Origin of the sequence: Pseudomonas sp. MWU13-2100, from assembly GCF_023242365.1 — a bacterium.
GTDB lineage: Bacteria > Pseudomonadota > Gammaproteobacteria > Pseudomonadales > Pseudomonadaceae > Aquipseudomonas.
Map to the genome: position 1 here is coordinate 1 of NZ_JALLIX010000009.1, position 22,283 is coordinate 22,283.

Below are 22,283 nucleotides of genomic sequence, written 5' to 3' on the forward strand. Positions count from 1 at the left end.
GATTGATCCACAACGTGAAGTCGCAATAGCCAGCGTGTTGGTTGACGCAGCGATGCCGTTCAAGCCGAACCAGGGACTTCACAACCTGGATGCATTGTTGGGACATCCGGGCGAAGCATCACCCTGGCTGGCGATCGCCGCCGCAACGCAGAATCTTCAACGCGGCACTGGGCCGCAATTCATTTTCAGTGGTGGCAGCTGCGCAGAGGCAGGGCTCTGGAGCACGGTATTAACGCCTGTGCCAGCGCTTTCGAAGTAGGAAATTCGAATGTAATAATATTATTGTCGGGGTGATAAAACCTTCAAATTGTGCAGCGCCAGAACCGGCGCCCACACGGGTGGTACTCGATCAGGAAACCGGGGCGCTGCGGGTTCGGTCGGTATAGAGGTATTTACGCTCCGTTAGGAATTTCAACCGGCTAAGATCGATCACCGATACATCGGTGACGACCGAACTATAGTCCAGCCACTCACCCAATAGTCGCCGCTTTTACACCTTGAAATACGAGCCACTGCGGATGCCAGCAATGGCGATTTACCCGCCTTAGCCAACCCCCACCTGATTCCGCCCACTGTTCTTCGCCGAATACAGCCCCTTGTCCGCCGCCGAAATCAGATCGCGACAGTTGCTACCCTGCTGCGGTATCACCATGGACACCCCAATGCTGACCGTCAGCACCGAACCCTCGCCCGGCATATTGTGCGGGATCTTCAACCCCGCCACGGTCTGTCGCAGTTTTTCCGCCACCAGCCGCGCACCGCCTTGCGAAGTGTTCGGCAACACCAACGCAAACTCTTCGCCGCCATAACGCGCCGGCAGGTCCGAAGGCCGGCTGCTGGCCTCGCGGATTGTCTGCGCCACCTTGCGCAGAGCTTCATCGCCCTCCAGATGACCAAAGCTGTCATTGAAGGCTTTGAAATAGTCCACGTCGATCATCAGCAGCGACATCTGCGTCTGCTCGCGCTGCGCCCTCCTCCACTCCAACTCCAGGTACTCGTCGAAGTGCCGGCGGTTGGACAACCCGGTCAAACCATCGGAGTTCATCAAGCGCTGCAGCACCAGGTTGGTGTCGAGCAATTGCTGCTGACTGACCCGCAACGCCCGATACGCCGCATCACGCTGCAACAAGGTCATGTAGGAGCGCGAGTGATAACGAATACGCGCCACCAACTCGATATTGTCCGGCAACTTGACCAGGTAATCGTTGGCCCCGGCGGCAAACGCCGCGCTCTTGATCAGCGGGTCTTCCTTGGTCGAGAGCACGATGATCGGGATGTCCTTGGTCGCCGGGTGATTGCGGTACTCGCGCACCAGGCTCAGGCCATCGAGCCCGGGCATCACCAGGTCCTGCAGGATCACCGTCGGCTTGATGCGGATCGCCTGGGCAATCGCCTGGTGCGGATCGGCACAGAAATGGAAATCGATATTGCTCTCAGTGGCCAGCCCGCGCCGCACCGCCTCGCCGATCATGGCCTGATCGTCAACCAGCAACACCATCGCGGCGTTTTCGTCGGTGGTCTTGAAATCATACAGCTGTAAATCATTCATACGCGGTCACCTGAAGTACTGCTTTCAAACCAGGATTGCTGACGATAGGACTCATGTCGGAAATATCTCCAGCAAGCGTGGTGCGATTTTGTTCAGTGGGCGAATTTCGACAGCGGCATCGATAGCCGCCGCTGCCTTGGGCATGCCGTACACGGCACTGCTCAGTTGGTCCTGGGCGATGGTCAGGTAGCCGCGCTCGCGCATCAGCTTCAATCCCTGGGCACCGTCGCGCCCCATGCCCGTCAACAGAACGCCCACCGCATCGCCATTCCAGTAACTGGCGACACTCTCGAAAAACACATCGATGGAAGGCCGATAGATCTCGTTCACGGGCTCGGCGGTGTAGGCCAGGGTGCCGTTTTTCAACAAGCGGATATGGTGGTTGGTCCCCGCCAGCAGCACGGTACCGCGCTGCGGCGCTTCACCATCGCGGGCCAGGCGCACCGGCAGGCAGCAGGCGCTGCTCAACCATTCGGCCATGCCGGCGGCAAATACCTGGTCGACATGCTGGACCAGGACAATCGCGGCCGGAAAATGAGCAGGCAAACCTTTCAACAAGGTTTCCAATGCCGCCGGCCCCCCGGCCGAAGAGCCGATGGCCACCAGTTTCTGCCGTGGACTGTCGTCCCGAGCCGGCGCGGCCACGCTGCGCACCCGGCTGCCACGCTGGCCGATCAGCCAGCCGATATTGAGGATTTTGCGCAACAACGGCGCCGCGGCTTCCTTCGGGTTGCCAGCGCCGATGGCCGGGGTGTCGACCACATCCAGAGCGCCGTGGCCCATGGCCTCGAAAACCCGGTGGACGTTCTGCTGCCGGTCGACGGTGACAATCACAATGGCACACGGCGACTCGGCCATGATCCGCCGGGTGGCTTCGACCCCATCCATCACCGGCATGATCAGGTCCATCAGGATCAGGTCCGGGGTGTCCTCGGCGCAATGCTTCACCGCTTCGGCGCCATTGCCGGCGACCCAGATCACTTGGTGGGCCGGCTCGAACGCCAGGGCACGACGCAACGCTTCCACCGCCATGGGCATGTCGTTGACGATAGCAATCCTCATCCCTGGGCGCCCCCGATCAACTCGACCACGGCATCCAGCAAGGCATCATCATGAAAACTGGCCTTGGCCAGATAATAGTCGGCTCCGGCGTCCAGTCCACGCCGACGATCCTCTTCACGATCCTTGTAGGACACCACCATGACCGGCAGCGACTGCAAGCGCGTGTCTTTACGCAAGAGTGTGACCAATTCAATCCCGTCCATTCGTGGCATGTCGATATCGGTGATCAGCAGGTCGAAGTCTTCGGCGCGCAGGGCGTTCCAACCGTCCATGCCATCCACCGCGACCGCCACCTCATAACCCCGGTTGAGCAGCAGTTTGCGTTGCAGTTCGCGCACGGTGAGGGAGTCGTCGACCACCAGCACGCGCTTGCGCACGGCCTCGCTGGCATGACGATTGCGCCGGTCGATACGCTCCAGGCGACCGGTGTTTAGCAGCTTGTCCACCGAGCGCAGCATGTCCTCGACATCGACGATCAACACCGCCGAACCGTCGTCGAGCAAGGCCCCCGCGGAAATATCCTGGACCTTGCCCAGCCGTGGGTCCAGCGGTAATACCACCAGGGTGCGCTCGCCGACAAAACGCTCCACCTCGATACCATAGACCGCCTCGCGCTCGCGGATCACCACGACCTTGAGGTTGCCATCATGGTGTTCGCTGGCCGGGCGCTGCAACAGCTGGCTGGCCGCAACCAACCCGACATGCCGGCCTTCATGCCAGAAGTGCTGCCGCCCCTCGAGTTGCACAATGTCCTCGGGCGCCAGGTCGCACATGCGTTCGATGTGGGCCAGGGGAAAGGCGTAGGCCTCGCCGCCGACTTCCACCACCAGGCTGCGTACCACCGACAAGGTCAGCGGCACCTCCAGGTGGAAACGGCTGCCCTGCCCCGCCGCCTGCTCCAGCACCACGGCACCGCGCAACTGACGGACCATGTGCTGTACCGCGTCGAGGCCGACCCCGCGCCCGGACACTTCGGTGACCTTGTCCCGCAAGCTGAACCCCGGCAGAAAGAGGAAGCTCAGCAACTCCTCTTCGCTCAGTTGCGCAGCGGTCTCGACCGGGGACAACTGGCGCTCGATCACGCTGCGACGGACCCGCTCCAGATCCACGCCGGCGCCATCGTCGCTCAATTGCAGTACCAGCAGCCCGGCCTGGTGCGAGGCCCGCAGGCGAATCCGGCCTTCCGCCGGCTTGCCGGCCAGCACCCGCAGTTCCGGGCTTTCGATGCCATGGTCGACGGCATTGCGCAGCAAGTGGGTCAACGGCGCTTCGAGCTTTTCCAGCACATCGCGGTCGACCTGGGTTTTCTCCCCTTCGATTTCCAACCGCACCTGCTTGCCCAGGCTGCGGCCCAGGTCACGGACCATCCGCACCTGGCCGTTGAGGACATCGGCAAAGGGCCGCATGCGACAGGCCAGCGCGGTGTCATACAGTACCTGGGCACGCTGGCTGGCCTGCCAGCCGAACTCATCCAGCTCCAGGGTTTGCGCTGTCAGCATCAGTTGGGACTCGGCCAGCAGGCGTCGGGCATCAGCCAGCGCCTCCTCGGCCTCGAGGCTCAAGCCGACGCTCTTCAAGTGATCGCCGAGTTGGTCCAGGGCGCGCAGGCCTTTGTTCTGTATCCGCCGCGCCCGCTGCATGCTCGCCAGATAAGGCTTGATGCGCTGGGTTTCCACCAGGGATTTGCTCGACAGGTCGAGCAGGCTGTTCAAGCGTTCGGCGGTGACCCGCAACACCCGTTCACCGCCTTCGGCGACCCGGCGGCCTGGGGGCGTCAGCTCCGGTGACGGTGTTTGCGCCGGCACGGTTTCAGGAGACGGCATTTCAAGATCAAGGGCCAGAGGCGGCGCGAACGCGACTTGCGCCGGCTCAGCCGTCACGGGCGCCGTCAGCATCAGCCGGGCAGTAGCCGCCGCGGGATCGAGCAGGGCCTGCAACCGCAGGACATAGGCCTCGATCTCCTCCACCCCGACCTTGGCGCTGGGCGTGGCGATGCGCATCAGCAGGTCAGTGCCGTGCAGCAAGGCGTCGATATGTTCCGCTTGCAGGTACAGCCGACCTTCCTGGGCGCTGACCAGGCAATCTTCCATCACATGGGCGACGCTGACCCCGGCATCCACTCCGACAATCCGCGCCGCGCCCTTGAGGGAGTGGGCGGCACGCATACAGGCCTCGAGTTGATCGGCCTGGGTCGGATTGCGCTCCAGGGCCAGGAGGCCGGCGCTGAGCACCTGGGTCTGGGCCTCGGCCTCCAGGCTGAACAACTCCAGCAGCGACGAGTCGCGCATTTGATCGGGGGTCATGTGAAGCTCCGGGTCACGGCCGACAGCAATTGCTCTTCATCCAGCCAACGCAGGCTGCGCCCCCTGAACGGCAGTACACCACGGGTAAACCGCGCGCTGGCCTGGGGCCCGGCGGCGCTGGCGGTATCGAGCAGGCGCTGGTCGATGGCATGGATACCGTCGACCTCGTCCACCGGCAGCACCACCGGGCCGCCCTGGGCGCCGACGATCAGCATGCGCGGCATGACCCGGGCGCCCGGCGTGGCCGTGATCGAGGCGTCCAGCCCGAGCAACTCCACCAGCGACAGGCAGGCCACCAAGGCACCGCGCACATTGGCCACGCCGAGCAAGGCCCGCGAACGCTGATGTGGCAGGGAGTGAATCGGCTGCAACGGCGCGATTTCCACCAGGCAACGGGTGGCCAGGCCCAGCCATTCCTCGCCGACGCGGAACATCAGCAGCGAACGGGTGACCACGTCACTGTCAGCCTCGACCGCCGCGCCCTGCTCGGGACGTTCCTGTTGCAACGAGTAACGGTCCAGCAGGCGCGTGGCGGCCGCGGAATACACCGCACAGTTACGGCAATGGATATGTTCGACCAGCAGCGGGCAGGACTTGTCGCCGTGGATGCCGATGCGGTTCCAGCAATCGTCGATTTTCTCGGCGTCGTGGAGGGTCAGGTTCAAGTCTGTCAAACCGCTCATCGTTTACGCTCACTGTCAGCGGTACGCTCGTTACGGGCGGCGCGCTCCTGCAATCGCCGGGCGCCTGCCGCATCCCCCTGGGAGGCCAGCAACGCCGCCAGGTGGATGAGGGCCTCGGGGTGTTGCGGTTCCAGGTACAAGGCCTTGCGATAAAAGCCCTGGGCCTCCAGCGCACTGCCGGCCACGTCGCTCAACAGGCCCAGCCAGTAGAAGACCTGGGCCACCGGTTCGTGTTGTCGCAGGTAGGTTTCGCAGGCCTCACGCGCCTGGGCGCCATTGCCTGCGTTGGCCAGCGTGGCAATCCGTGCCAGCAGGCTGGCGGCGGCGTCCGGCGCCGCGGGTCTCGGCGTGGCTGCTGGCGCGCGGGGCACGAAGGCAGCGCGGGTGCTGAATGGTCGACGCAGGGGCAGCACCGACGCGCTGGCGGGTTGCGGCACACGCAGCGGCAAAGGCGGCGGCACGAACACCGGCAAGGGGGCGGGCTCCACGTCCGTCTGGCGGCGAAAAGCGAAGGACTGCGCCGCGCCGATGGAGCACATGCCCATCCGCCCCAGCAGGTTGCCCTCGGCCGGACCGATGAACAGCACGCCGTCCACATGGGTAAGACGCTTGAGAATGTCGAAGACCTGGCGTTGCGTCGCCAGGTCGAAATAGATCAACAGGTTGCGGCAAAACACGAAGTCATAGACCTCGCCGACCCGCAACTCGGGATCGAGCAGGTTACCGCTCTGCAAACGCACCTGTTCACGAACCCGCTCGCTGAGCCGGTAACCGTCCGCCAGCACGGTGAAGTGCCGCTCGCGAAACTCCAGCCCCTGCCCGCGAAAGGAGTTCTTGCCGTACACCGCGCGCCTGGCCCTTTCCACCGACAATGGGCTGACATCGATGCCGTCCACCTTGAACTGGTGCGGCGCCAGGCCCGCATCGAGCAGCGCCATGGCGATCGAATAGGGCTCTTCGCCGGTGGAACAGGGCAGGCTGAGGATCTTCAAGGCGCGCATGCCCTTGATCTGTGCCAACCGCTCGCTGGCCAGGCGCGCCAGGGTCGAAAATGACTCCGGGTAACGGAAGAACCAGGTTTCCGGGACGATCACCGCCTCGATCAACGCTTGCTGCTCGTCGCCGCTGGCCTGCAACCGGGTCCAGTAGTGATCCGCCGAAGGCATTTGCAACTGGGTGCAACGCTGACGCACGGCACGCTCGATAATCGCCGCGCCGACCGAGGCCACATCGAGGCCGATACGGTGCTTGAGGAAGTCGAAGAAGCGCTGGTCGTCACTCATGACAGCCCCTCGTCGGCCGCCGGAAACAGCAGCGCGCGCGCCTCGGCGTTGAGCAGGTCGTTGACCCGGATGCGTTGCAGCAGGCCCTGGGCATCTTCGCGTACCGGCCCCAGGTAGGGCGCCTCGCGGTTGTCCAGGCCATAGGGCTGGAAGTCCGCCGGGTTGCAGCGCAGGGTATCGGTAGCCTGTTCGAGAATCAGCCCGAGCAGCCGCCCGGGCACTTCGCCCGCGGGACGGTAGTGCACCAGCACCAGCCGCGTACTGGTACGGGCCGCCGCCGGCTGGCCGAAGGTCATGGCGCTGACGTCGATCACCGGCACCATCGCGCCACGGTGGGCCAACACGCCCGCGACCCAGGCCGGTGCCCGGGCAATCGGTTTGAGTTGCAGGCGCGGCAGCACTTCAGCCACCTCCACGGCATCCAGGGCATAGCGTTCGCCGTTGATGCGAAAGACCAGGAACAGGCTGCTCCTGGGCTGCGCGCTGGCGATGCGTTTAGCCACCCACTCGCTCATCAGACTTTGAAACGCGAGACGCCGCTGCGCAGGCCCACCGCGACCTGGCTCAGCTCGTCGATGGCGAAACTGGCCTGGCGCAAGGACTCGACGGTCTGGCTGCTGGCGTCGCCCAGTTGCACCAGGGCGAGGTTGATCTGTTCGGCACCGGTGGCCTGGGCCTGCATGCCTTCGTTGACCATCAGCACCCGCGGTGCCAGGGCCTGGACCTGATGGATGATCTGCGACAGTTGCTCACCGACCTGCTGCACTTCGAACATGCCACGGCGCACTTCCTCGGAGAACTTGTCCATGCCCATGACCCCGGCGGAGACCGCCGACTGGATCTCACGGACCATCTGCTCGATGTCGTAGGTGGCGACGGCGGTCTGGTCCGCCAGGCGCCGCACTTCGGTGGCGACCACGGCAAAACCGCGACCGTACTCGCCGGCCTTTTCCGCTTCGATGGCGGCATTGAGGGACAACAGGTTGGTCTGGTCGGCGACCTTGACGATGGTCACCACCACCTGGTTGATATTGCCGGCCTTCTCGTTGAGGATCGCCAGCTTGGAGTTCACCAGATCGGCGGCCCCCATCACCGAGTGCATGGTTTCTTCCATGCGCGCCAGCCCTTGCTGACCGGAACCGGCCAGCACCGAGGCCTGGTCGGCGGCGGTGGAGACTTCGGTCATGGTCCGCACCAGGTCGCGGGAGGTCGCGGCGATTTCCCGCGAGGTCGCGCCAATCTCGGTAGTGGTCGCGGCGGTCTCGGTGGCCGTGGCCTGCTGTTGCTTGGAGGTCGCGGCGATTTCCGTGACCGAGGTGGTGACCTGCACCGAGGAACGCTGGGCCTGGGAAACCAGGGCCGTGAGTTCGGTCATCATATCGTTGAAGCCGGTTTCCACCGCGCCGAACTCGTCCTTGCGTTCCAGGTTCAGGCGGCTGCTAAGGTCACCGGTGCGCATGATTTCGAGGATTTCGACAATTCGCTGCATCGGCGCCATGATCGCGCGCATCAACAGCAGACCGCAGAGGCCGGCAGCCACCAGCGCGATCAGCAAGGAAATGCCCATGCTGAGTTTCGCCGCGGACACGGCGGCGGAAATCGAGGCGGTGTCCTGGTCGGCGACATCCTTGTTCTGGTTGATGATGTCATTGAGTTGATTGCGACCGGAGGCCCAGGCAGGCGCCAGTTGCTCGTTGAACATCCGGATGGCCTGGTCGTTCTGCTTGTGCTGGTAGAGATCCAGCACGCTGGTCAGCAGCTTGTCGTAAGCCGCGTGATCACGCTTGAATACATCGAAGGCCGCTTGGTCTTCCTGGGTGAAAATGGTTTTCTGGTAGTTGTCGATCTGCGCGCTCAGACGGTTTTCAAAGTCCTTGAGCTGCGCCTGGTCGGCGGCACTGATGTTGCCGTCAGCGTTGAACCCCAGCAGCTGCTGGGTCAGCACATAGCTGTCAACCCAGGCGCTGCGGATCATGGTGCTGTAGTAAACCCCGGGAAGGGCGTCGGTGCGCACACTCTCCTCGCTGGACTCGATCGACAGCAGCCGGGAATACGAAGCGACGACCATCAGCAGCATGATCGCGATGATGACGGCAAAGCTTGCCAGTATTCGTTGGCGCAACGTCCAGTTCTTCACTCGCAGTCCTCTAGAGCCATTCAAATGAGGGGCAGTATAGCCGAGCGTGTGTCATCCTTGAGCCATCCATTCCAGGAACCTTGTTCATGCCCGCTCTGCCCAGCCTGCGCAGCCGTTTTGCGTTGATGATTGCCTTGTTGGTCGGCTTGCTGAGCTGGTTGCTGGGTTCGTTGATCAGCCACGACTCAAGTTCCCGGATGATTCGCGAAATTGGCCAGGATCTGGCCGAAAATGCCTACCAGATGTCCGATCGACTGGACCGCGACATGGCCAGCCGGATTCATCTGCTGAGCGTCATCAGTCGGCTCCAGGTCATCCAGCAAGCCTCGGACACCCGGCAGATCCGGCACCTGCTCGACCATTTACAGGCGCAGTTCCCGAGCCTCGCCTGGGTCGGTTTCGTCGCGCCCGACGGTGTGGTCAAGGCGGCGACCCAAGGCATTCTCGAACAGGCCGATATTGGCGAACGCCCGGTATTCAGCCAGGGCCGGGAGCAGTTGTTCGTCGGTGATGTGCATGACGCCAAGTTATTATCCAAACTGCTGCCCAACCCCAGTGGCGAGGCCATGAAGTTCGTGGACATCAGCTTGCCGGTGTTCAGCGACAAACTCAGTAACACATCATCACAAAATAAAGTCGGGGTCCTCGCGGCACACCTTTCCTGGGGCTGGGCCGAAGAGCTGCGTCAATCCTTGTTCGAACCTCAGCAGATCCGGCGTAAAGCGGAGTTTTTCGTGCTGGCCGCCAACCATCAGCTCATCCTCGGTCCCAAGGAGTCGATCGGCCAGGCATTGCCCCTGCCCTTGCTCGATGACCTCGGCGGCCAACAGACCCGCTGGGGTGTCCAGCGCTGGCCGGACGGCAAGGACTACCTTACGGGTATTGCCGTGAGTCGTGGCTACGGCAGCTATAGCGGGCTGGGCTGGACCGTGGTGGCGCGCCAGACGCTCGACGAGGCCTACGCTCCGGCCAAGGAGTTGCAGCGCGACATCCTGGTCTGGGGCATCGCCCTGGCGGTGGTTATCGCCTTTGTCGGCTGGTTGCTGGCGACCTGGTTTACCCGGCCGCTGCAGGCCATCGCCCGGGCCGCCGACCGTTTGAGCCTGGGTGAGTCCATGGAAATTCCCGAGGTCAGGGGCACCCGGGAAATCGCCCAACTGAGCCAGTCGATCCGCCATCTGGTGGACAGCCTGAGCAATCACCAGACCGCCTTGGGAATGATGGAAAGCCTGGCCCTCCATGATGCCCTGACCGGCCTGCCGAACCGCGCCGCCCTGGAGAAATACCTGCCTCGCGCGCAGCAGCGCAGCCTGGCGCAGAACCATTATCTGGCCTTGCTGTACCTGGACCTCGACGGTTTCAAACCGATCAACGACCAGTTCGGCCATGCCGGTGGCGATGAGTTGCTCAGGGAAGTGGCAAGCCGTTTGCGCGTCTGCCTGCGCGAAGGCGACCTGGTGGCACGCCTGGGGGGGGACGAGTTCCTGATGGTGCTGCAGGTGCCCCGCCATGATGCCATTGACCAGGCCCGCGGCATTGCCGAGCGCGTGCTCGCCAGCCTGGGGCAAGCATTTCGGGTCCACGACAGCCCGGCGCGGATCGGTTGCAGCATCGGCGGCGCGCTGTGGCCCCTGGATGCCCCGGACCTGAGCGACGTGCTCGGTCTGGCGGACCAGGCCTTGTACCGCGCCAAGCATGCGGGCAAGGGCCAGGCGCATTTTCATGAAGCGGCAGGGGATGGCGGTCCGCACTGAGGCCGGCGCTCGCACCCGCCACCGGCAAGGCCATCGATTAAAAAGATATACACTGGGTCACATCCATAAAAACAACCTGCCGGCTAACCGGCATCGGTGTGCCCTCCCATGATGACCCTGCGTCAGATCCGTCATTTTATCGCCGTGGCCGAGACCGGCTCGATCTCGGCTGCCGCCCAGGCGGTGTTCATTTCCCAGTCGACCCTGACCCTGGCGATCCAGCAGCTGGAGCAGGAGATCGGCGTCAGCCTGTTCAATCGCCACGCCAAGGGCATGACCCTGACCCACCAGGGCCACCAGTTCCTGCGCCAGGCCCACCTGATCCTGGCCACCGTCGACAACGCCAAGCGCAGCCTGCAACAGAGCACCGACCAGGTGGCCGGGCAACTGACCATTGGCGTGACCAGCCTGGTGGCCGGTTACTACCTGGCCGACCTGCTGACCCGTTTCCAGCGCGCCTACCCCAACGTGGAAATCCGCGTGATGGAAGACGAGCGTCCCTATATCGAGCACTTGCTGGTCAGCGGCGAGATCGATGTCGGCGTGCTGATCCTCTCCAACCTCGAAGACCGCCATGCCCTGCAGACCGAGGTCCTGACCCATTCCCCTCATCGCCTGTGGCTGCCGGCCCAGCATCCGCTGCTGGAACACGACAGCATCAACCTGGCCGACGTCGCCCGCGAGCCGCTGATCCAGCTCAATGTCGATGAAATGGACCGCAATGCCCAGCGCATGTGGCGCGGCGCCGGCCTGCAACCACGGATCACCTTGCGCACCGCGTCCACCGAGGCGGTACGGAGCCTGGTGGCGGCCGGGCTGGGGGTATCGATCCAGCCGGACATGACCTACCGGCCCTGGTCGCTGGAAGGCGACATCATTGAAGCCCGCCCGCTGGCCGACCTCAGCCAGACCCTCGACGTCGGCCTGGCCTGGCGCCGGGGCACCGCCCGACCGCCGCTGGTGGACCCGTTCCTGACCGTGGCCCGCGAACAACCCCACGGCGGGCGCAAGCCATCTATTTAATCGAACGCCGCATTCAGTATTTAGTATTTGTCGACCTCCCGTCCGCCCACTAGTCTCTTGCCATCCATCTAGAGAAAGGCCGGACTCCAGCGATAGGGGAAGCTCCATGGCCACACAAGAAGAGAGAACTCGCAAAATGGCTGGCGCGCACCCGACCCCACTGTTCACCGCTTTGCTGATTGACGGTGAGCTCGTTGCCGGCCAGGGTTTTGTCGAGCCGATCCTCAACCCGGCCACGGGCGAGGTGCTTACCCATATCGCCGAAGCCAGCCCCGAACAGGTCGAAAGCGCCATCCTCGCCGCCCACCGGGCCTTTGCCGGCTGGTCGCGGACCACTCCGCAGCAACGCGCCAATAGCCTCCTGGCCATCGCCGACGCGGTGGAGAAAAACGCCGACCTGCTGGCCCGCCTGGAATCGCTGAACTGCGGCAAGCCCCTGCACCTGGCCCGCCAGGACGACCTCAGTGCCACCGTCGACGTATTCCGTTTCTTCGCCGGTGCCGTGCGCTGCCAGACCGGCCAGTTGTCCGGCGAGTACCTGCCGGGCTACACCAGCATGGTCCGCCGCGACCCGATTGGTGTGGTGGCCTCCATCGCGCCCTGGAACTACCCGATCATGATGGCCGCGTGGAAAATCGCCCCGGCCCTGGCCGCTGGCAACACCCTGGTGTTCAAGCCCTCGGAACACACACCGCTGTCGATCCTGGCCCTGGCGCCGATGCTCGCCGAGCTGCTGCCGCCGGGGGTGATCAATATCGTCTGCGGTGGTGGTGAAGGGGTCGGCAGCCATCTGGTCAGCCACCCGAAAGTACGCATGGTGTCGCTGACCGGCGATATCGTCACCGGCCAGAAAATCCTCCAGGCCGCCGCCAAGAGTGTGAAACGCACCCACCTGGAACTGGGCGGCAAGGCCCCGGTGATTGTCTGCAACGACGCCGATCTGCAAGCCGTGGTTGAAGGCGTGCGCAGCTACGGCTACTACAACGCCGGGCAGGATTGCACCGCCGCCTGCCGGATCTACGCCCAGGCCGGGATTCACGACAAACTGGTGGCCGAGCTCGGTGCGGCGGTCAGCAGCCTGCGGTTTGCCGGCAAGCGCGACGCCGACAATGAAATCGGCCCACTGATCAGCACCCGCCAGCGCGACCGCGTCGCCAGCTTCGTCGAGCGCGCGCTCGGCCAGCCGCATATCGAACGGATCACCGGCGCCGCCGTGCATTCCGGGGCAGGCTTCTATTACCAGCCGACCCTGCTCGCCGGTTGCAGGCAGAGCGACGAAATCGTCCAGCGCGAAGTGTTCGGCCCGGTGGTCACCGTGACCCGCTTCGACGAGTTGAGCCAGGCGGTGGACTGGGCCAACGACTCGGAATATGGCTTGGCCTCGTCGGTCTGGACCCAGAACCTGGACAAGGCCATGCAGGTGGCTTCGCGCCTGCAATACGGCTGCACCTGGATCAACAGCCATTTCATGCTGGTCAGCGAAATGCCCCACGGCGGCCTGAAACGCTCCGGTTATGGCAAGGACCTGTCCAGCGATTCGCTTCAGGACTACAGCGTGGTGCGGCACATCATGGCGCGCCACGGCCAGCATCTGTAACACGCTCTACTCTAATAACCAGCCCGCAACGGCACGCTGCATCACGTTCAACTGCCCCGACCATAATTAAAGAAGAGGGAATCCCCATGTTCGTGCACAAGACCGCACTGCTCAGTGCAATGACCACCGCGCTGCTGGCCAGCGTCTCGATCCAGGCCGCCGAGCCGCTGAAAGCCGTCGGTGCGGGCGAAGGCCAGCTGGATATCGTCGCCTGGCCCGGCTACATCGAGCGTGGCGAAAGCGACAAGGCCTACGACTGGGTGACGGGCTTCGAGAAGGAAACCGGTTGCAAGGTCAGCGTGAAAACCGCGGCCACCTCCGATGAAATGGTCAGTCTGATGGCCAAGGGCGGTTATGACCTGGTCACCGCCTCCGGCGACGCCTCCCTGCGACTGATCGTCGGCAAGCGCGTGCAACCGATCAACACCGCGTTGATCCCGAACTGGAAGAACCTCGACCCGCGTCTCAAGGACGCGCCGTGGTATGTGGTCAACAAGCAGACCTACGGCACGCCCTATCAGTGGGGCCCGAACGTGCTGATGTACAACACCAACGTGTTCAAGCAGGCGCCGACCAGCTGGGGCGTGATCTTCGACGCGCAGAACCTGCCGGATGGCAAGCCGAACAAGGGTCGCGTGCAGGCCTATGACGGCCCGATCTACATTGCCGACGCGGCGCTGTACCTGAAGTCGGCCAAGCCGGAGCTGGGCATCCAGAACCCCTACGAACTGACCGAGACCCAGTACAAGGCCGTGCTCGACCTGCTGCGGGCGCAGCAGCCGTTGATCCACCGCTACTGGCATGACGCCACAGTGCAGATGAGCGACTTCAAGAATGAAGGCGTCGCCGCATCCAGTTCCTGGGGCTATATGGTCAACGGCTTGCAGGCGGACAAGCAACCGGTGGCCTCGACCATTCCGAAGGAAGGCGTCACCGGCTGGGCCGACACCACCATGCTGCACGCCGATGCCAAGCACCCGAACTGCGCCTACAAGTGGATGGACTGGTCGTTGCAGCCCAAGGTCCAGGGCGATGTCGCGGCCTGGTTCGGTTCGTTGCCGGCGGTACCGGCGGCGTGCAAGGAAAGCGAACTGCTGGGGGCCGAAGGTTGCAAGACCAATGGCTTCGACCACTTCGACAAGATTGCCTTCTGGACCACTCCGCAAGCCGCGGGTGGCAAGTTCGTGCCGTACAGTCGCTGGACCCAGGATTACATCGCGATCATGGGTGGTCGGTAATCACCCAGTTTGGAGGCTAATGATGAACCTGTGGGAGCGGAGCTTGCCGGGGCGCCGCATCGCCGCGAAGAGGCCCTTAAGGCCGCTAAAAGCTTCGCGGGCAAGCTCCGCTCCCACAGGGGACCTGTGTCGAACACCCAATTTGCGTAAGACATAGATCCTGTAGGAGCTGGCTTGCCAGCGATAAGGCCCTTGAGCCTGGCATCGCCTATCCGGACGCCATCGCCGGCAAGCCAGCGCCTACACGGGTTCGCGGTGTTAGTCAGACCACCATCCACCGTTTCGGATTTTTCAGAAGTCCAGGCCGGGCCGCTGCGGCCACCCACGCCCTCTCGGAGCACCGCATCATGACGCTTGCAGTCCAGTTCACCCACGTTTCCCGTCAGTTCGGCGAAGTGAAAGCCGTCGACCGGGTTTCCATCGATATCCAGGACGGCGAGTTCTTTTCCATGCTCGGCCCTTCCGGCTCAGGCAAGACCACCTGCCTGCGCCTGATCGCCGGTTTCGAACAACCCAGCGCCGGCTCGATCCGCATCCATGGCGAAGAAGCCGCCGGCCTGCCGCCGTATCAGCGCGACGTGAACACGGTGTTCCAGGACTACGCGCTGTTCCCCCACATGAACGTACGCGACAACGTCGCCTACGGTTTGAAAGTCAAAGGCGTCGGCAAGACCGAACGTCTGAAGCGAGCCGAAGAAGCCCTCGGCATGGTCGCCCTGGCCGGCTACGGCGAGCGCAAGCCGGTGCAGCTCTCCGGCGGCCAGCGCCAGCGCGTGGCCCTGGCCCGTGCCCTGGTCAACCGACCTCGCGTGCTGCTGCTCGACGAACCCCTCGGCGCGCTCGACCTCAAGCTGCGCGAACAGATGCAGGGCGAGCTGAAAAAGCTCCAGCGGCAACTGGGCATCACCTTCATCTTCGTCACCCACGACCAGACCGAAGCCCTGTCCATGTCCGACCGCGTGGCCGTGTTCAACAAGGGCCGCATCGAACAGGTCGACAGCCCGCGCAACCTCTACATGAAACCGGCCACCGTGTTTGTCGCCGAGTTCGTCGGCACCTCCAACGTGATTCGCGGCGAGCTGGCGAAACGACTCTGTGGCAGTGACCTGCCGCTGTCGATCCGCCCGGAACACGTGCGCTTCGCCGACGGTCCGGTGCAAGGCCATGAGGTCGAGATCAGCGGCCTGCTCCACGATATCCAGTACCAGGGCAGCGCCACCCGCTACGAACTGAAACTGGACAACGGCCAGACCCTGAACATCAGCCAGCCCAATACCCAATGGCAGACCAGCAGCCACGGATACCAGGCCGGCCAGCGCATCACCGCGCGCTGGGCGCGGGAAGCCATGACCGTGCTGGCGAGCGAGGCCTGAGATGAGCAGCCTCGCCCTCCCCCAGGCCAACTCGGCCGGCTCACCGATGCGGCGTTTCGCCAACCTGCTGTACCGCCGCCCCAATCTCTACCTGGCGCTGCTGCTGGTGCCACCGCTGATCTGGTTCGGCGCGATCTACCTCGGCTCGCTGCTGACCCTGCTCTGGCAAGGCTTCTACACCTTCGACGACTTCACCATGGCGGTCACCCCGGACTTGACCCTGGCCAACTTCGCCGCGCTGTTCGCACCGTCGAACTTCGACATCATCCTGCGCACCCTGGGCATGGCCGTGGTGGTGTCCATCGTCGCCGGCTGCATCGCCTTCCCCATCGCCTACTACATGGCGCGCTACACCACGGGCAAGACCAAGGCGTTCTTCTACATTGCGGTGATGATGCCGATGTGGGCCAGCTATATCGTCAAGGCCTACGCCTGGACTCTGCTGCTGGCCAAGGGCGGCGTCGCCCAGTGGTTCGTCCAGCACCTGGGGCTGGAGCCGCTGTTGCAGTTCGTGCTGGGGATTCCGGGGGTCGGCGGCAGTACCCTGTCGACCTCGCACCTGGGCCGTTGCCTGGTGTTCGTCTATATCTGGCTGCCGTTCATGATCCTGCCGATCCAGGCTTCCCTGGAACGCCTGCCGCCATCGCTGCTGCAAGCGTCCGCGGACCTCGGCGCCAAGCCGCGCCAGACCTTTATGCAGGTGGTCCTGCCGCTGTCGATTCCGGGCATCGCGGCGGGTTCGATCTTCACCTTCTCGCTGACCCTGGGTGACTTTATCGTGCCGCAACTGATCGGCCCGCCCGGCTACTTCGTCGGCAGCATGGTCTACGCCCAGCAAGGCGCCATCGGCAACATGCCGATGGCTGCGGCCTTCACCCTGGTGCCGATCGTGCTGATCGCCGTGTACCTGTCCATCGTCAAACGTCTGGGGGCCTTCGATGCGCTCTAATGCACAACAACACGGCGACCAGGCTTCACTCGGCCTGCGCCTGGCGGCCTGGGGCGGGCTGGTGTTCCTGCACTTCCCGATCCTGATCATCTTCCTCTACGCCTTCAACACCGAAGACGCGGCCTTCAGCTTCCCGCCCCAGGGCTTCACCCTGAAGTGGTTCAGCGTGGCCTTCGCCCGGACCGACGTGCTGGAGGCCATCAAGCTGTCGTTGCAGATCGCCGCGATTGCCACGCTGATCGCCATGCTGCTCGGCACCCTGGCCTCGGCCGCCCTGTATCGCCGCGACTTCTTCGGCAAGCAGGGCATATCGCTGATGCTGATCCTGCCCATCGCCCTGCCGGGGATCATCACCGGGATCGCCTTGCTCGCGACCTTCAAGACCTTGGGGATAGAGCCGGGGATGTTCACCATCATCGTCGGCCACGCGACTTTCTGCGTGGTGATCGTCTACAACAACGTCATCGCCCGCTTGCGGCGCACCTCCCACAGCCTGATCGAAGCCTCGATGGACCTGGGTGCCGACGGCTGGCAGACCTTGCGCTACATCGTCCTGCCGAACCTGGGTTCGGCGTTGCTGGCCGGCGGCATGCTGGCGTTCGCCCTGTCGTTCGACGAGATCATCGTCACCACCTTTACCGCCGGGCATGAACGGACCTTGCCGATCTGGCTGCTCAACCAGCTCAGCCGGCCACGGGACGTCCCGGTGACCAACGTGGTCGCCATGTTGGTGATGATGGTCACGATGCTGCCGATTCTCGGCGCCTATTACCTGACCCGCGGCGGTGAAAGCGTGGCCGGCAGTGGCGGTAAATAAGCGAAGACCGAGCCCGGCTACCGAAATCGAAAGCTAAAGCGACACTGGAACTGAGACTGAGACTGAGACTGTGACTGTGACTGTGACTGTGACTGTGACTGGAATTGGAATTGGAATTGGAATTAGGACTGTGGGAGCGGAGCTTGCCCGCGAAGGGGCCCTTGAGGGCACTAAAAGCTTCGCGGACAAGCCCCGCCCCCACAAGGAGACTCCCATCCATCCGAAGGCTCCCACAAGCTCCGAAAAATTCGGTGTCCACAGAACCACCTGATTGCTCCATGAGGACATGACCATGCAAACCAAACTGCTGATCAACGGCCAACTCGTCAACGGCGAAGGCCCGGCCCAATCCGTGTTCAACCCGGCCCTGGGCCGGGTCCTGGTAGATATCAACGAGGCCAGTGAAGCCCAGGTCGACGCCGCCGTGCGCGCCGCCGCCGGCGCCTTCGAAAGCTGGTCGCAGACCGCGCCGAAAGACCGCTCCCTGCTGCTGCTGAAACTGGCCGACGCCATTGAGGCCCACGGCCCGGAACTGGCGAAACTGGAATCGGACAACTGCGGCAAACCCCTGAGTGCCGCCCTCAACGACGAGATCCCGGCCATCGCCGACGTGTTTCGTTTCTTCGCCGGTGCCAGCCGCTGCATGAGCGGTTCGGCGGGGGGCGAATACCTGCCCGGCCACACCTCGATGATCCGCCGCGACCCGGTGGGCGTGATCGCCTCCATCGCGCCGTGGAACTACCCGTTGATGATGGTCGCCTGGAAAATCGCCCCGGCCCTGGCCGCCGGCAATACCGTGGTGCTCAAACCCTCGGAACAGACCCCACTGACCGCCTTGCGCCTGGCCGGGCTGGCCGCGGAGATCTTCCCGGCCGGCGTGCTCAACCTGGTCTTCGGCCGCGGCCCGACCGTGGGCAGTCCGCTGGTGACCCACCCGAAAGTGCGCATGGTCTCGCTGACCGGCTCCATCGCCACCGGTTCGCACATCATTTCCAGCACCGCCGACAGCGTCAAACGCCTGCACATGGAACTGGGCGGCAAGGCTCCGGTGATCATCTTCGACGACGCCGACATCGACGCCGCCGTGGCCGGCATCCGCACTTTCGGTTTCTACAATGCCGGCCAGGACTGCACCGCCGCCTGCCGGGTCTATGCCCAGGCCGGGATCTACGAGCAGTTTGTCGAGAAACTCGGCGCGGCGGTCAGCACCATCAAGTACGGGCTGCAGGACGATCCTGAAACCGAACTCGGTCCGCTGATCACCGCCCAGCACCGTGACCGCGTGGCTGGCTTCGTCGAGCGCGCGCTCGCCCAATCGCACATCCGCCTGGTCACCGGTGGCAAGGCGGTGCCCGGCAATGGCTTCTTCTTCGAGCCAACGGTCCTGGCCGATGCCCAGCAGGATGACGAAATCGTCCGTCGCGAGGTGTTCGGGCCGGTGGTGTCGGTGACCCGGTTCGATGATGAAGCCCAGGTGCTGGGTTGGGCCAATGATTCGGACTACGGCCTGGCGTCGTCGGTGTGGACCGCCGATGTCGGGCGCGCCCATCGCCTGGCGGCCCGCTTGCAGTACGGCTGCACCTGGGTCAACACCCACTTCATGCTGGTCAGCGAAATGCCCCATGGCGGGCAGAAGCTGTCCGGGTATGGCAAGGACATGTCGATGTACGGATTGGAGGACTACACCACCGTGCGTCATGTGATGTTCAAGCACTGACACAGCAATACCGGGGTTGTCCGCGAAGCTAGCGTCCGTCTTGAGGCCCTCTTCGCGGGCAAGCTCCGCTCCCACAGGTGATCGGTCGCCCGCGAAAAGCGGGTAAGAACCGATCATTGTGGGAGCGGAGCTTGCCCGCGAAGAGGCAGGCACAGACACCACAGGTGATCGGTCACCTGCGCAAAAGCAGGTAAGAACCGATCATTGTGGGAGCGGAGCTTGCCCGCGAAGAGGCAGGCACAGACACCATAGGTGATCGGTCGCCTGCGCAAAAGCAGGTAAGAACCGATCATTGTGGGAGCGGAGCTTGCCCGCGAAGAGGCAGGCACAGACACCATAGGTGATCGGTCGCCCGCGAAAACGTATGACCGTGGTACGGCGCCGGCGGGCGATGCCTGGAAGATCGGCCGGTAACGGTAAACGCTCGTTACACCGCAGGGGAAACCGCGCCAGGCAGCCCCCCAGCGTTGCAACACGAGCACACTCAGCACCACAGCCCAAATGATCCATATAAAGATCAAGTCTATCCGTGATCTTTATATGGATCATTTGGGCTGACGAGTACGCCGTACCGGTTTCAAAACCGCGAAACACCCTCCATCACGTTCAACAAGCAGCGCATCGCGTTGCGGTCCTCGTCCGACAGCGCGCGATAGCGTTCCAGCAGTTGTTGCTCTTCGGCGCTGAGCTTATGCACCCTGGGCCGGGATGAGGCCCTGAACGTCCAGAGGAACAGCATGAAACCGACAATGCTCCGCGCCTTTGCCATGACCACTTTCCTCGCTGGATAGACCTGTCCCGCCTGAACGAACCGCTCGGACTTATCCTAAGCGTAGGAACAGTCCGAATCAGGCTAAGAACATTTCGAAATTTCCAGCAAGAAACTCAAGTCATCCTGGCAAGAGCCCGTGATAAGCGCCTGGGGTGCGTCTATTCATAGCGCACCACCTCAAAGCCCTCCTCCAGCGCCGGAGCTTCGAAATAGCGGGAAATCACCTCGAACTCGGCCTCGGTGGCCTTGAACGGGTGCTCACCCGCCTCGTTGCGGGCCTTCAGGCGAGCCTTGCACAGCTCATCGCCGACATCGAGGAAGTGCAGCCGATGGGCAGCCCCAGCGTTTTCAAAGACTGAACGGGCCCAAAGCCGGCTGGCCACGGTATTGGAAGGAAAGTCGAGGACCACCGAGATCCCCGCGTTCAATAGTGCAACGAGATGCTCGGCCAAGGCCCCGCGCAAACGGGTAGCGCAGCGCACATAGTCGGCGATTTCGCTGATCTCCCCCGGATACAGCCGCGCGAGCCAGACGTCCTCACTGATCAACACCGTCGAAGGTGTCACCGCCAGGCGTTGTGCCAGCGTCGACTTCCCCGAGCCGATCTTTCCACAGACCAGGTGCAGGATCGGACCGGCATCGCCAGGGCCACGGGGTTCAGGTGGCGACATTTCAATCTCCTTTTGACGTCCAATACCCAGGAAGGCGGCCAGAAAAAACCCGCCTCGGTGGGCGGGTTTCGGGTGTTTACACAACACGCGTCAGCCCACCCTCGTATCGAGGGTGGGAATAATCGAGGTGTTCTGCCGTGAGTTCATGAAACTGACCTTATTCACTTAAACGTCCGACGACAAGCCTCAACCTTTCACTCACGTAAATCCGACTCGTGAATCGGCTGATCGCGATGGGTCGCCCGCTGATACTGCGCCGGCCAGATCGCCTTGCGCCCACCCAGATCATCATCGGCATGCAACGGCCAGTAAGGGTCACGCAACAACTCGCGGGCCAGCAGGATCATATCCGCCTGACCGGTGCGCAGGATGTGCTCGGCCTGGGCCGGCTCGGTAATCAGTCCGACAGTCCCAGTGGCGATATCGGACTCCTTGCGTACACGCTCGGCGAAACGGGTCTGGTAGCCGGGACCCGTGGGTATTTCCGCATTGGCGGCGGTGCCGCCCGAGGACACGTCGATCAGGTCGACGCCCAGGGCCTTCAGACGTCGCGCCAACTCCACCGTTTCGTCCGGATTCCAACCGTCCTCCACCCAGTCGGTGGCCGAAACCCGGACAAACAGCGGTAGTTCGTCAGGCCAGACCGCGCGCACCGCTTCGGTCACCTGCAACACCAGGCGGATACGATTTTCAAAGGAGCCACCGTATTGGTCACGGCGCTGATTGCTCAAGGGCGACAGAAACTGGTGCAACAGATAACCATGGGCGGCATGTATTTCGACCACCTTGAAGCCCGCGACCAACGCCCGTTTGGCGGCCACGACAAAGGCCTCGATCACCTCGGCGATCTGGCTCTCATCCAGTTGTACAGGCGGGGTGTGCTGCGGATCGAAGGCTATCGGCGATGGGCCGACCGGAGTCCAGCCACCGTCTTCGGGCCTGACGCTGCCCTGCTTGCCCAGCCAGGGTCGATGGGTGCTGGCCTTGCGCCCGGCATGAGCCAGCTGGATCCCCGCCACCGCGCCCTGGGCGCTGATAAAGCGGGTGATGCGTTGTAGCGGCTCGATCTGTTCGTCGTTCCACAGGCCCAGGTCCTGGGCGGTGATCCGGCCATCGGCGGCGACGGCGGTGGCCTCGGTGAAAATCAACCCCGCCCCGCCCACCGCCCGGCTGCCCAAGTGGACAAGGTGCCAGTCGTTGGCCAGCCCGTCGACGCTGGAGTACTGGCACATGGGTGAGACCGCGATGCGGTTGAGCAGGGTCAATTGGCGAAGGGTGTAGGGTTCGAGCAGCAGACTCATGGGGCACCTCTCAAATCAAGTGGGCTGGCTCCAGGGTTCTGTTAGAACGTCGGC

At 63.5% G+C, this 22,283-nt stretch carries 18 protein-coding genes and 1 pseudogene; 9 read left to right on the plus strand and 10 right to left on the minus strand.

The window, feature by feature from the left end; genetic code table 11:
• A pseudogene (locus tag M5B99_RS08595) lies at positions 1 to 259 on the plus strand (hypothetical protein); the annotation flags it as partial.
• A 285-nt stretch (positions 260 to 544) separates the two neighbouring features.
• On the opposite strand, the gene M5B99_RS08600 reads toward M5B99_RS08595, so the two are convergent.
• Genes M5B99_RS08600 through M5B99_RS08630 form a run of 7 tightly spaced genes read right to left on the minus strand, consistent with a single transcriptional unit; the run spans position 545 to position 9,017 of the window.
• Positions 545 to 1,549, minus strand: a complete 1,005-nt coding sequence (locus M5B99_RS08600; RefSeq protein WP_248803628.1) for a response regulator — start codon at positions 1,547 to 1,549, stop codon at positions 545 to 547.
• 51 nt (positions 1,550 to 1,600) lie between these two features.
• On the minus strand, positions 1,601 to 2,611 hold the full coding sequence (locus M5B99_RS08605) for a chemotaxis response regulator protein-glutamate methylesterase (RefSeq protein WP_248803629.1): 1,011 nt from the start codon (positions 2,609 to 2,611) through the stop codon (positions 1,601 to 1,603).
• Complete coding sequence (locus tag M5B99_RS08610) at positions 2,608 to 4,914, minus strand: hybrid sensor histidine kinase/response regulator (RefSeq protein ID WP_248803630.1); 2,307 nt, start codon at positions 4,912 to 4,914, stop codon at positions 2,608 to 2,610. Before M5B99_RS08610 ends, M5B99_RS08605 begins: the two co-directional genes overlap by 4 nt.
• Positions 4,911 to 5,597: a chemotaxis protein CheW gene (locus M5B99_RS08615; protein ID WP_248803631.1), complete on the minus strand. Its 687-nt coding sequence runs from the start codon at positions 5,595 to 5,597 to the stop codon at positions 4,911 to 4,913. Before M5B99_RS08615 ends, M5B99_RS08610 begins: the two co-directional genes overlap by 4 nt.
• A complete protein-coding gene (locus M5B99_RS08620) occupies positions 5,594 to 6,880 on the minus strand; it encodes a CheR family methyltransferase (protein ID WP_248803632.1) in 1,287 nt (428 codons plus the stop codon). The genes M5B99_RS08615 and M5B99_RS08620 overlap by 4 nt, the downstream gene beginning before the upstream one ends.
• Positions 6,877 to 7,395, minus strand: coding sequence for a chemotaxis protein CheW (locus M5B99_RS08625; protein ID WP_248803633.1), 519 nt, complete (start codon positions 7,393 to 7,395; stop codon positions 6,877 to 6,879). Before M5B99_RS08625 ends, M5B99_RS08620 begins: the two co-directional genes overlap by 4 nt.
• Positions 7,395 to 9,017 (minus strand): methyl-accepting chemotaxis protein, encoded by a 1,623-nt coding sequence (locus M5B99_RS08630; protein ID WP_248803634.1) that lies wholly within the window; start codon positions 9,015 to 9,017, stop codon positions 7,395 to 7,397. Before M5B99_RS08630 ends, M5B99_RS08625 begins: the two co-directional genes overlap by 1 nt.
• A gap of 86 nt (positions 9,018 to 9,103) precedes the next feature.
• Between M5B99_RS08630 and M5B99_RS08635 the strand changes: the two genes are divergently transcribed.
• From M5B99_RS08635 to M5B99_RS08670, 8 genes are all read left to right on the plus strand, one after another.
• A complete protein-coding gene (locus M5B99_RS08635) occupies positions 9,104 to 10,771 on the plus strand; it encodes a diguanylate cyclase domain-containing protein (protein WP_248803635.1) in 1,668 nt (555 codons plus the stop codon).
• Between the two features lie 108 nt (positions 10,772 to 10,879).
• The gene (locus M5B99_RS08640; protein ID WP_100942371.1) at positions 10,880 to 11,794 is read left to right on the plus strand and encodes a LysR family transcriptional regulator; all 915 of its coding nucleotides are present in this window, start codon (positions 10,880 to 10,882) and stop codon (positions 11,792 to 11,794) included.
• A 106-nt stretch (positions 11,795 to 11,900) separates the two neighbouring features.
• Positions 11,901 to 13,391, plus strand: coding sequence for a gamma-aminobutyraldehyde dehydrogenase (locus M5B99_RS08645; protein WP_248803636.1), 1,491 nt, complete (start codon positions 11,901 to 11,903; stop codon positions 13,389 to 13,391).
• An 86-nt stretch (positions 13,392 to 13,477) separates the two neighbouring features.
• Positions 13,478 to 14,629, plus strand: a complete 1,152-nt coding sequence (gene ydcS / locus M5B99_RS08650; protein WP_121137058.1) for a putative ABC transporter substrate-binding protein YdcS — start codon at positions 13,478 to 13,480, stop codon at positions 14,627 to 14,629.
• A 347-nt stretch (positions 14,630 to 14,976) separates the two neighbouring features.
• The gene (locus tag M5B99_RS08655; RefSeq protein WP_248803637.1) at positions 14,977 to 16,002 is read left to right on the plus strand and encodes an ABC transporter ATP-binding protein; all 1,026 of its coding nucleotides are present in this window, start codon (positions 14,977 to 14,979) and stop codon (positions 16,000 to 16,002) included.
• A gap of 1 nt (position 16,003) precedes the next feature.
• Positions 16,004 to 16,951, plus strand: a complete 948-nt coding sequence (locus tag M5B99_RS08660) for an ABC transporter permease (RefSeq protein ID WP_248803638.1) — start codon at positions 16,004 to 16,006, stop codon at positions 16,949 to 16,951.
• On the plus strand, positions 16,941 to 17,768 hold the full coding sequence (locus M5B99_RS08665) for an ABC transporter permease (RefSeq protein WP_248803639.1): 828 nt from the start codon (positions 16,941 to 16,943) through the stop codon (positions 17,766 to 17,768). The genes M5B99_RS08660 and M5B99_RS08665 overlap by 11 nt, the downstream gene beginning before the upstream one ends.
• A gap of 292 nt (positions 17,769 to 18,060) precedes the next feature.
• Entirely contained in the window at positions 18,061 to 19,485 is a 1,425-nt protein-coding gene (locus M5B99_RS08670) for a gamma-aminobutyraldehyde dehydrogenase (RefSeq protein ID WP_248803640.1), read from the plus strand.
• Positions 19,486 to 20,062: 577 nt separating this feature from the next.
• Here the strand turns inward: M5B99_RS08670 and M5B99_RS08675 are convergent.
• The 3 genes from M5B99_RS08675 to M5B99_RS08685 all read right to left on the minus strand — a co-directional run bounded on the left by M5B99_RS08675 (position 20,063) and on the right by M5B99_RS08685 (position 22,229).
• A complete protein-coding gene (locus M5B99_RS08675; protein ID WP_248803641.1) occupies positions 20,063 to 20,254 on the minus strand; it encodes a hypothetical protein in 192 nt (63 codons plus the stop codon).
• A 161-nt stretch (positions 20,255 to 20,415) separates the two neighbouring features.
• Positions 20,416 to 20,928: an AAA family ATPase gene (locus M5B99_RS08680; RefSeq protein ID WP_248803642.1), complete on the minus strand. Its 513-nt coding sequence runs from the start codon at positions 20,926 to 20,928 to the stop codon at positions 20,416 to 20,418.
• A 194-nt stretch (positions 20,929 to 21,122) separates the two neighbouring features.
• The gene (locus M5B99_RS08685) at positions 21,123 to 22,229 is read right to left on the minus strand and encodes an NADH:flavin oxidoreductase/NADH oxidase (RefSeq protein WP_248803643.1); all 1,107 of its coding nucleotides are present in this window, start codon (positions 22,227 to 22,229) and stop codon (positions 21,123 to 21,125) included.
• Positions 22,230 to 22,283 lie beyond the last annotated feature (54 nt).

Bases quoted from the DNA above. Each gene is read 5' to 3' on its own strand.
- M5B99_RS08665 (WP_248803639.1), top strand. From the start codon at position 16,941: ATGCGCTCTAATGCACAACAACACGGCGACCAGGCTTCACTCGGCCTG.
- M5B99_RS08660 (WP_248803638.1), top strand. From the start codon at position 16,004: ATGAGCAGCCTCGCCCTCCCCCAGGCCAACTCGGCCGGCTCACCGATG.
- M5B99_RS08675 (WP_248803641.1), bottom strand. From the start codon at position 20,254: ATGGCAAAGGCGCGGAGCATTGTCGGTTTCATGCTGTTCCTCTGGACG.
- M5B99_RS08655 (WP_248803637.1), top strand. From the start codon at position 14,977: ATGACGCTTGCAGTCCAGTTCACCCACGTTTCCCGTCAGTTCGGCGAA.
- M5B99_RS08620 (WP_248803632.1), bottom strand. From the start codon at position 6,880: ATGAGTGACGACCAGCGCTTCTTCGACTTCCTCAAGCACCGTATCGGC.
- M5B99_RS08610 (WP_248803630.1), bottom strand. From the start codon at position 4,914: ATGACCCCCGATCAAATGCGCGACTCGTCGCTGCTGGAGTTGTTCAGC.
- M5B99_RS08605 (WP_248803629.1), bottom strand. From the start codon at position 2,611: ATGAGGATTGCTATCGTCAACGACATGCCCATGGCGGTGGAAGCGTTG.
- M5B99_RS08680 (WP_248803642.1), bottom strand. From the start codon at position 20,928: ATGTCGCCACCTGAACCCCGTGGCCCTGGCGATGCCGGTCCGATCCTG.
- M5B99_RS08625 (WP_248803633.1), bottom strand. From the start codon at position 7,395: ATGAGCGAGTGGGTGGCTAAACGCATCGCCAGCGCGCAGCCCAGGAGC.
- M5B99_RS08640 (WP_100942371.1), top strand. From the start codon at position 10,880: ATGATGACCCTGCGTCAGATCCGTCATTTTATCGCCGTGGCCGAGACC.
- M5B99_RS08645 (WP_248803636.1), top strand. From the start codon at position 11,901: ATGGCCACACAAGAAGAGAGAACTCGCAAAATGGCTGGCGCGCACCCG.
- M5B99_RS08615 (WP_248803631.1), bottom strand. From the start codon at position 5,597: ATGAGCGGTTTGACAGACTTGAACCTGACCCTCCACGACGCCGAGAAA.
- M5B99_RS08670 (WP_248803640.1), top strand. From the start codon at position 18,061: ATGCAAACCAAACTGCTGATCAACGGCCAACTCGTCAACGGCGAAGGC.
- M5B99_RS08685 (WP_248803643.1), bottom strand. From the start codon at position 22,229: ATGAGTCTGCTGCTCGAACCCTACACCCTTCGCCAATTGACCCTGCTC.
- M5B99_RS08635 (WP_248803635.1), top strand. From the start codon at position 9,104: ATGCCCGCTCTGCCCAGCCTGCGCAGCCGTTTTGCGTTGATGATTGCC.
- M5B99_RS08600 (WP_248803628.1), bottom strand. From the start codon at position 1,549: ATGAATGATTTACAGCTGTATGATTTCAAGACCACCGACGAAAACGCC.
- ydcS (WP_121137058.1), top strand. From the start codon at position 13,478: ATGTTCGTGCACAAGACCGCACTGCTCAGTGCAATGACCACCGCGCTG.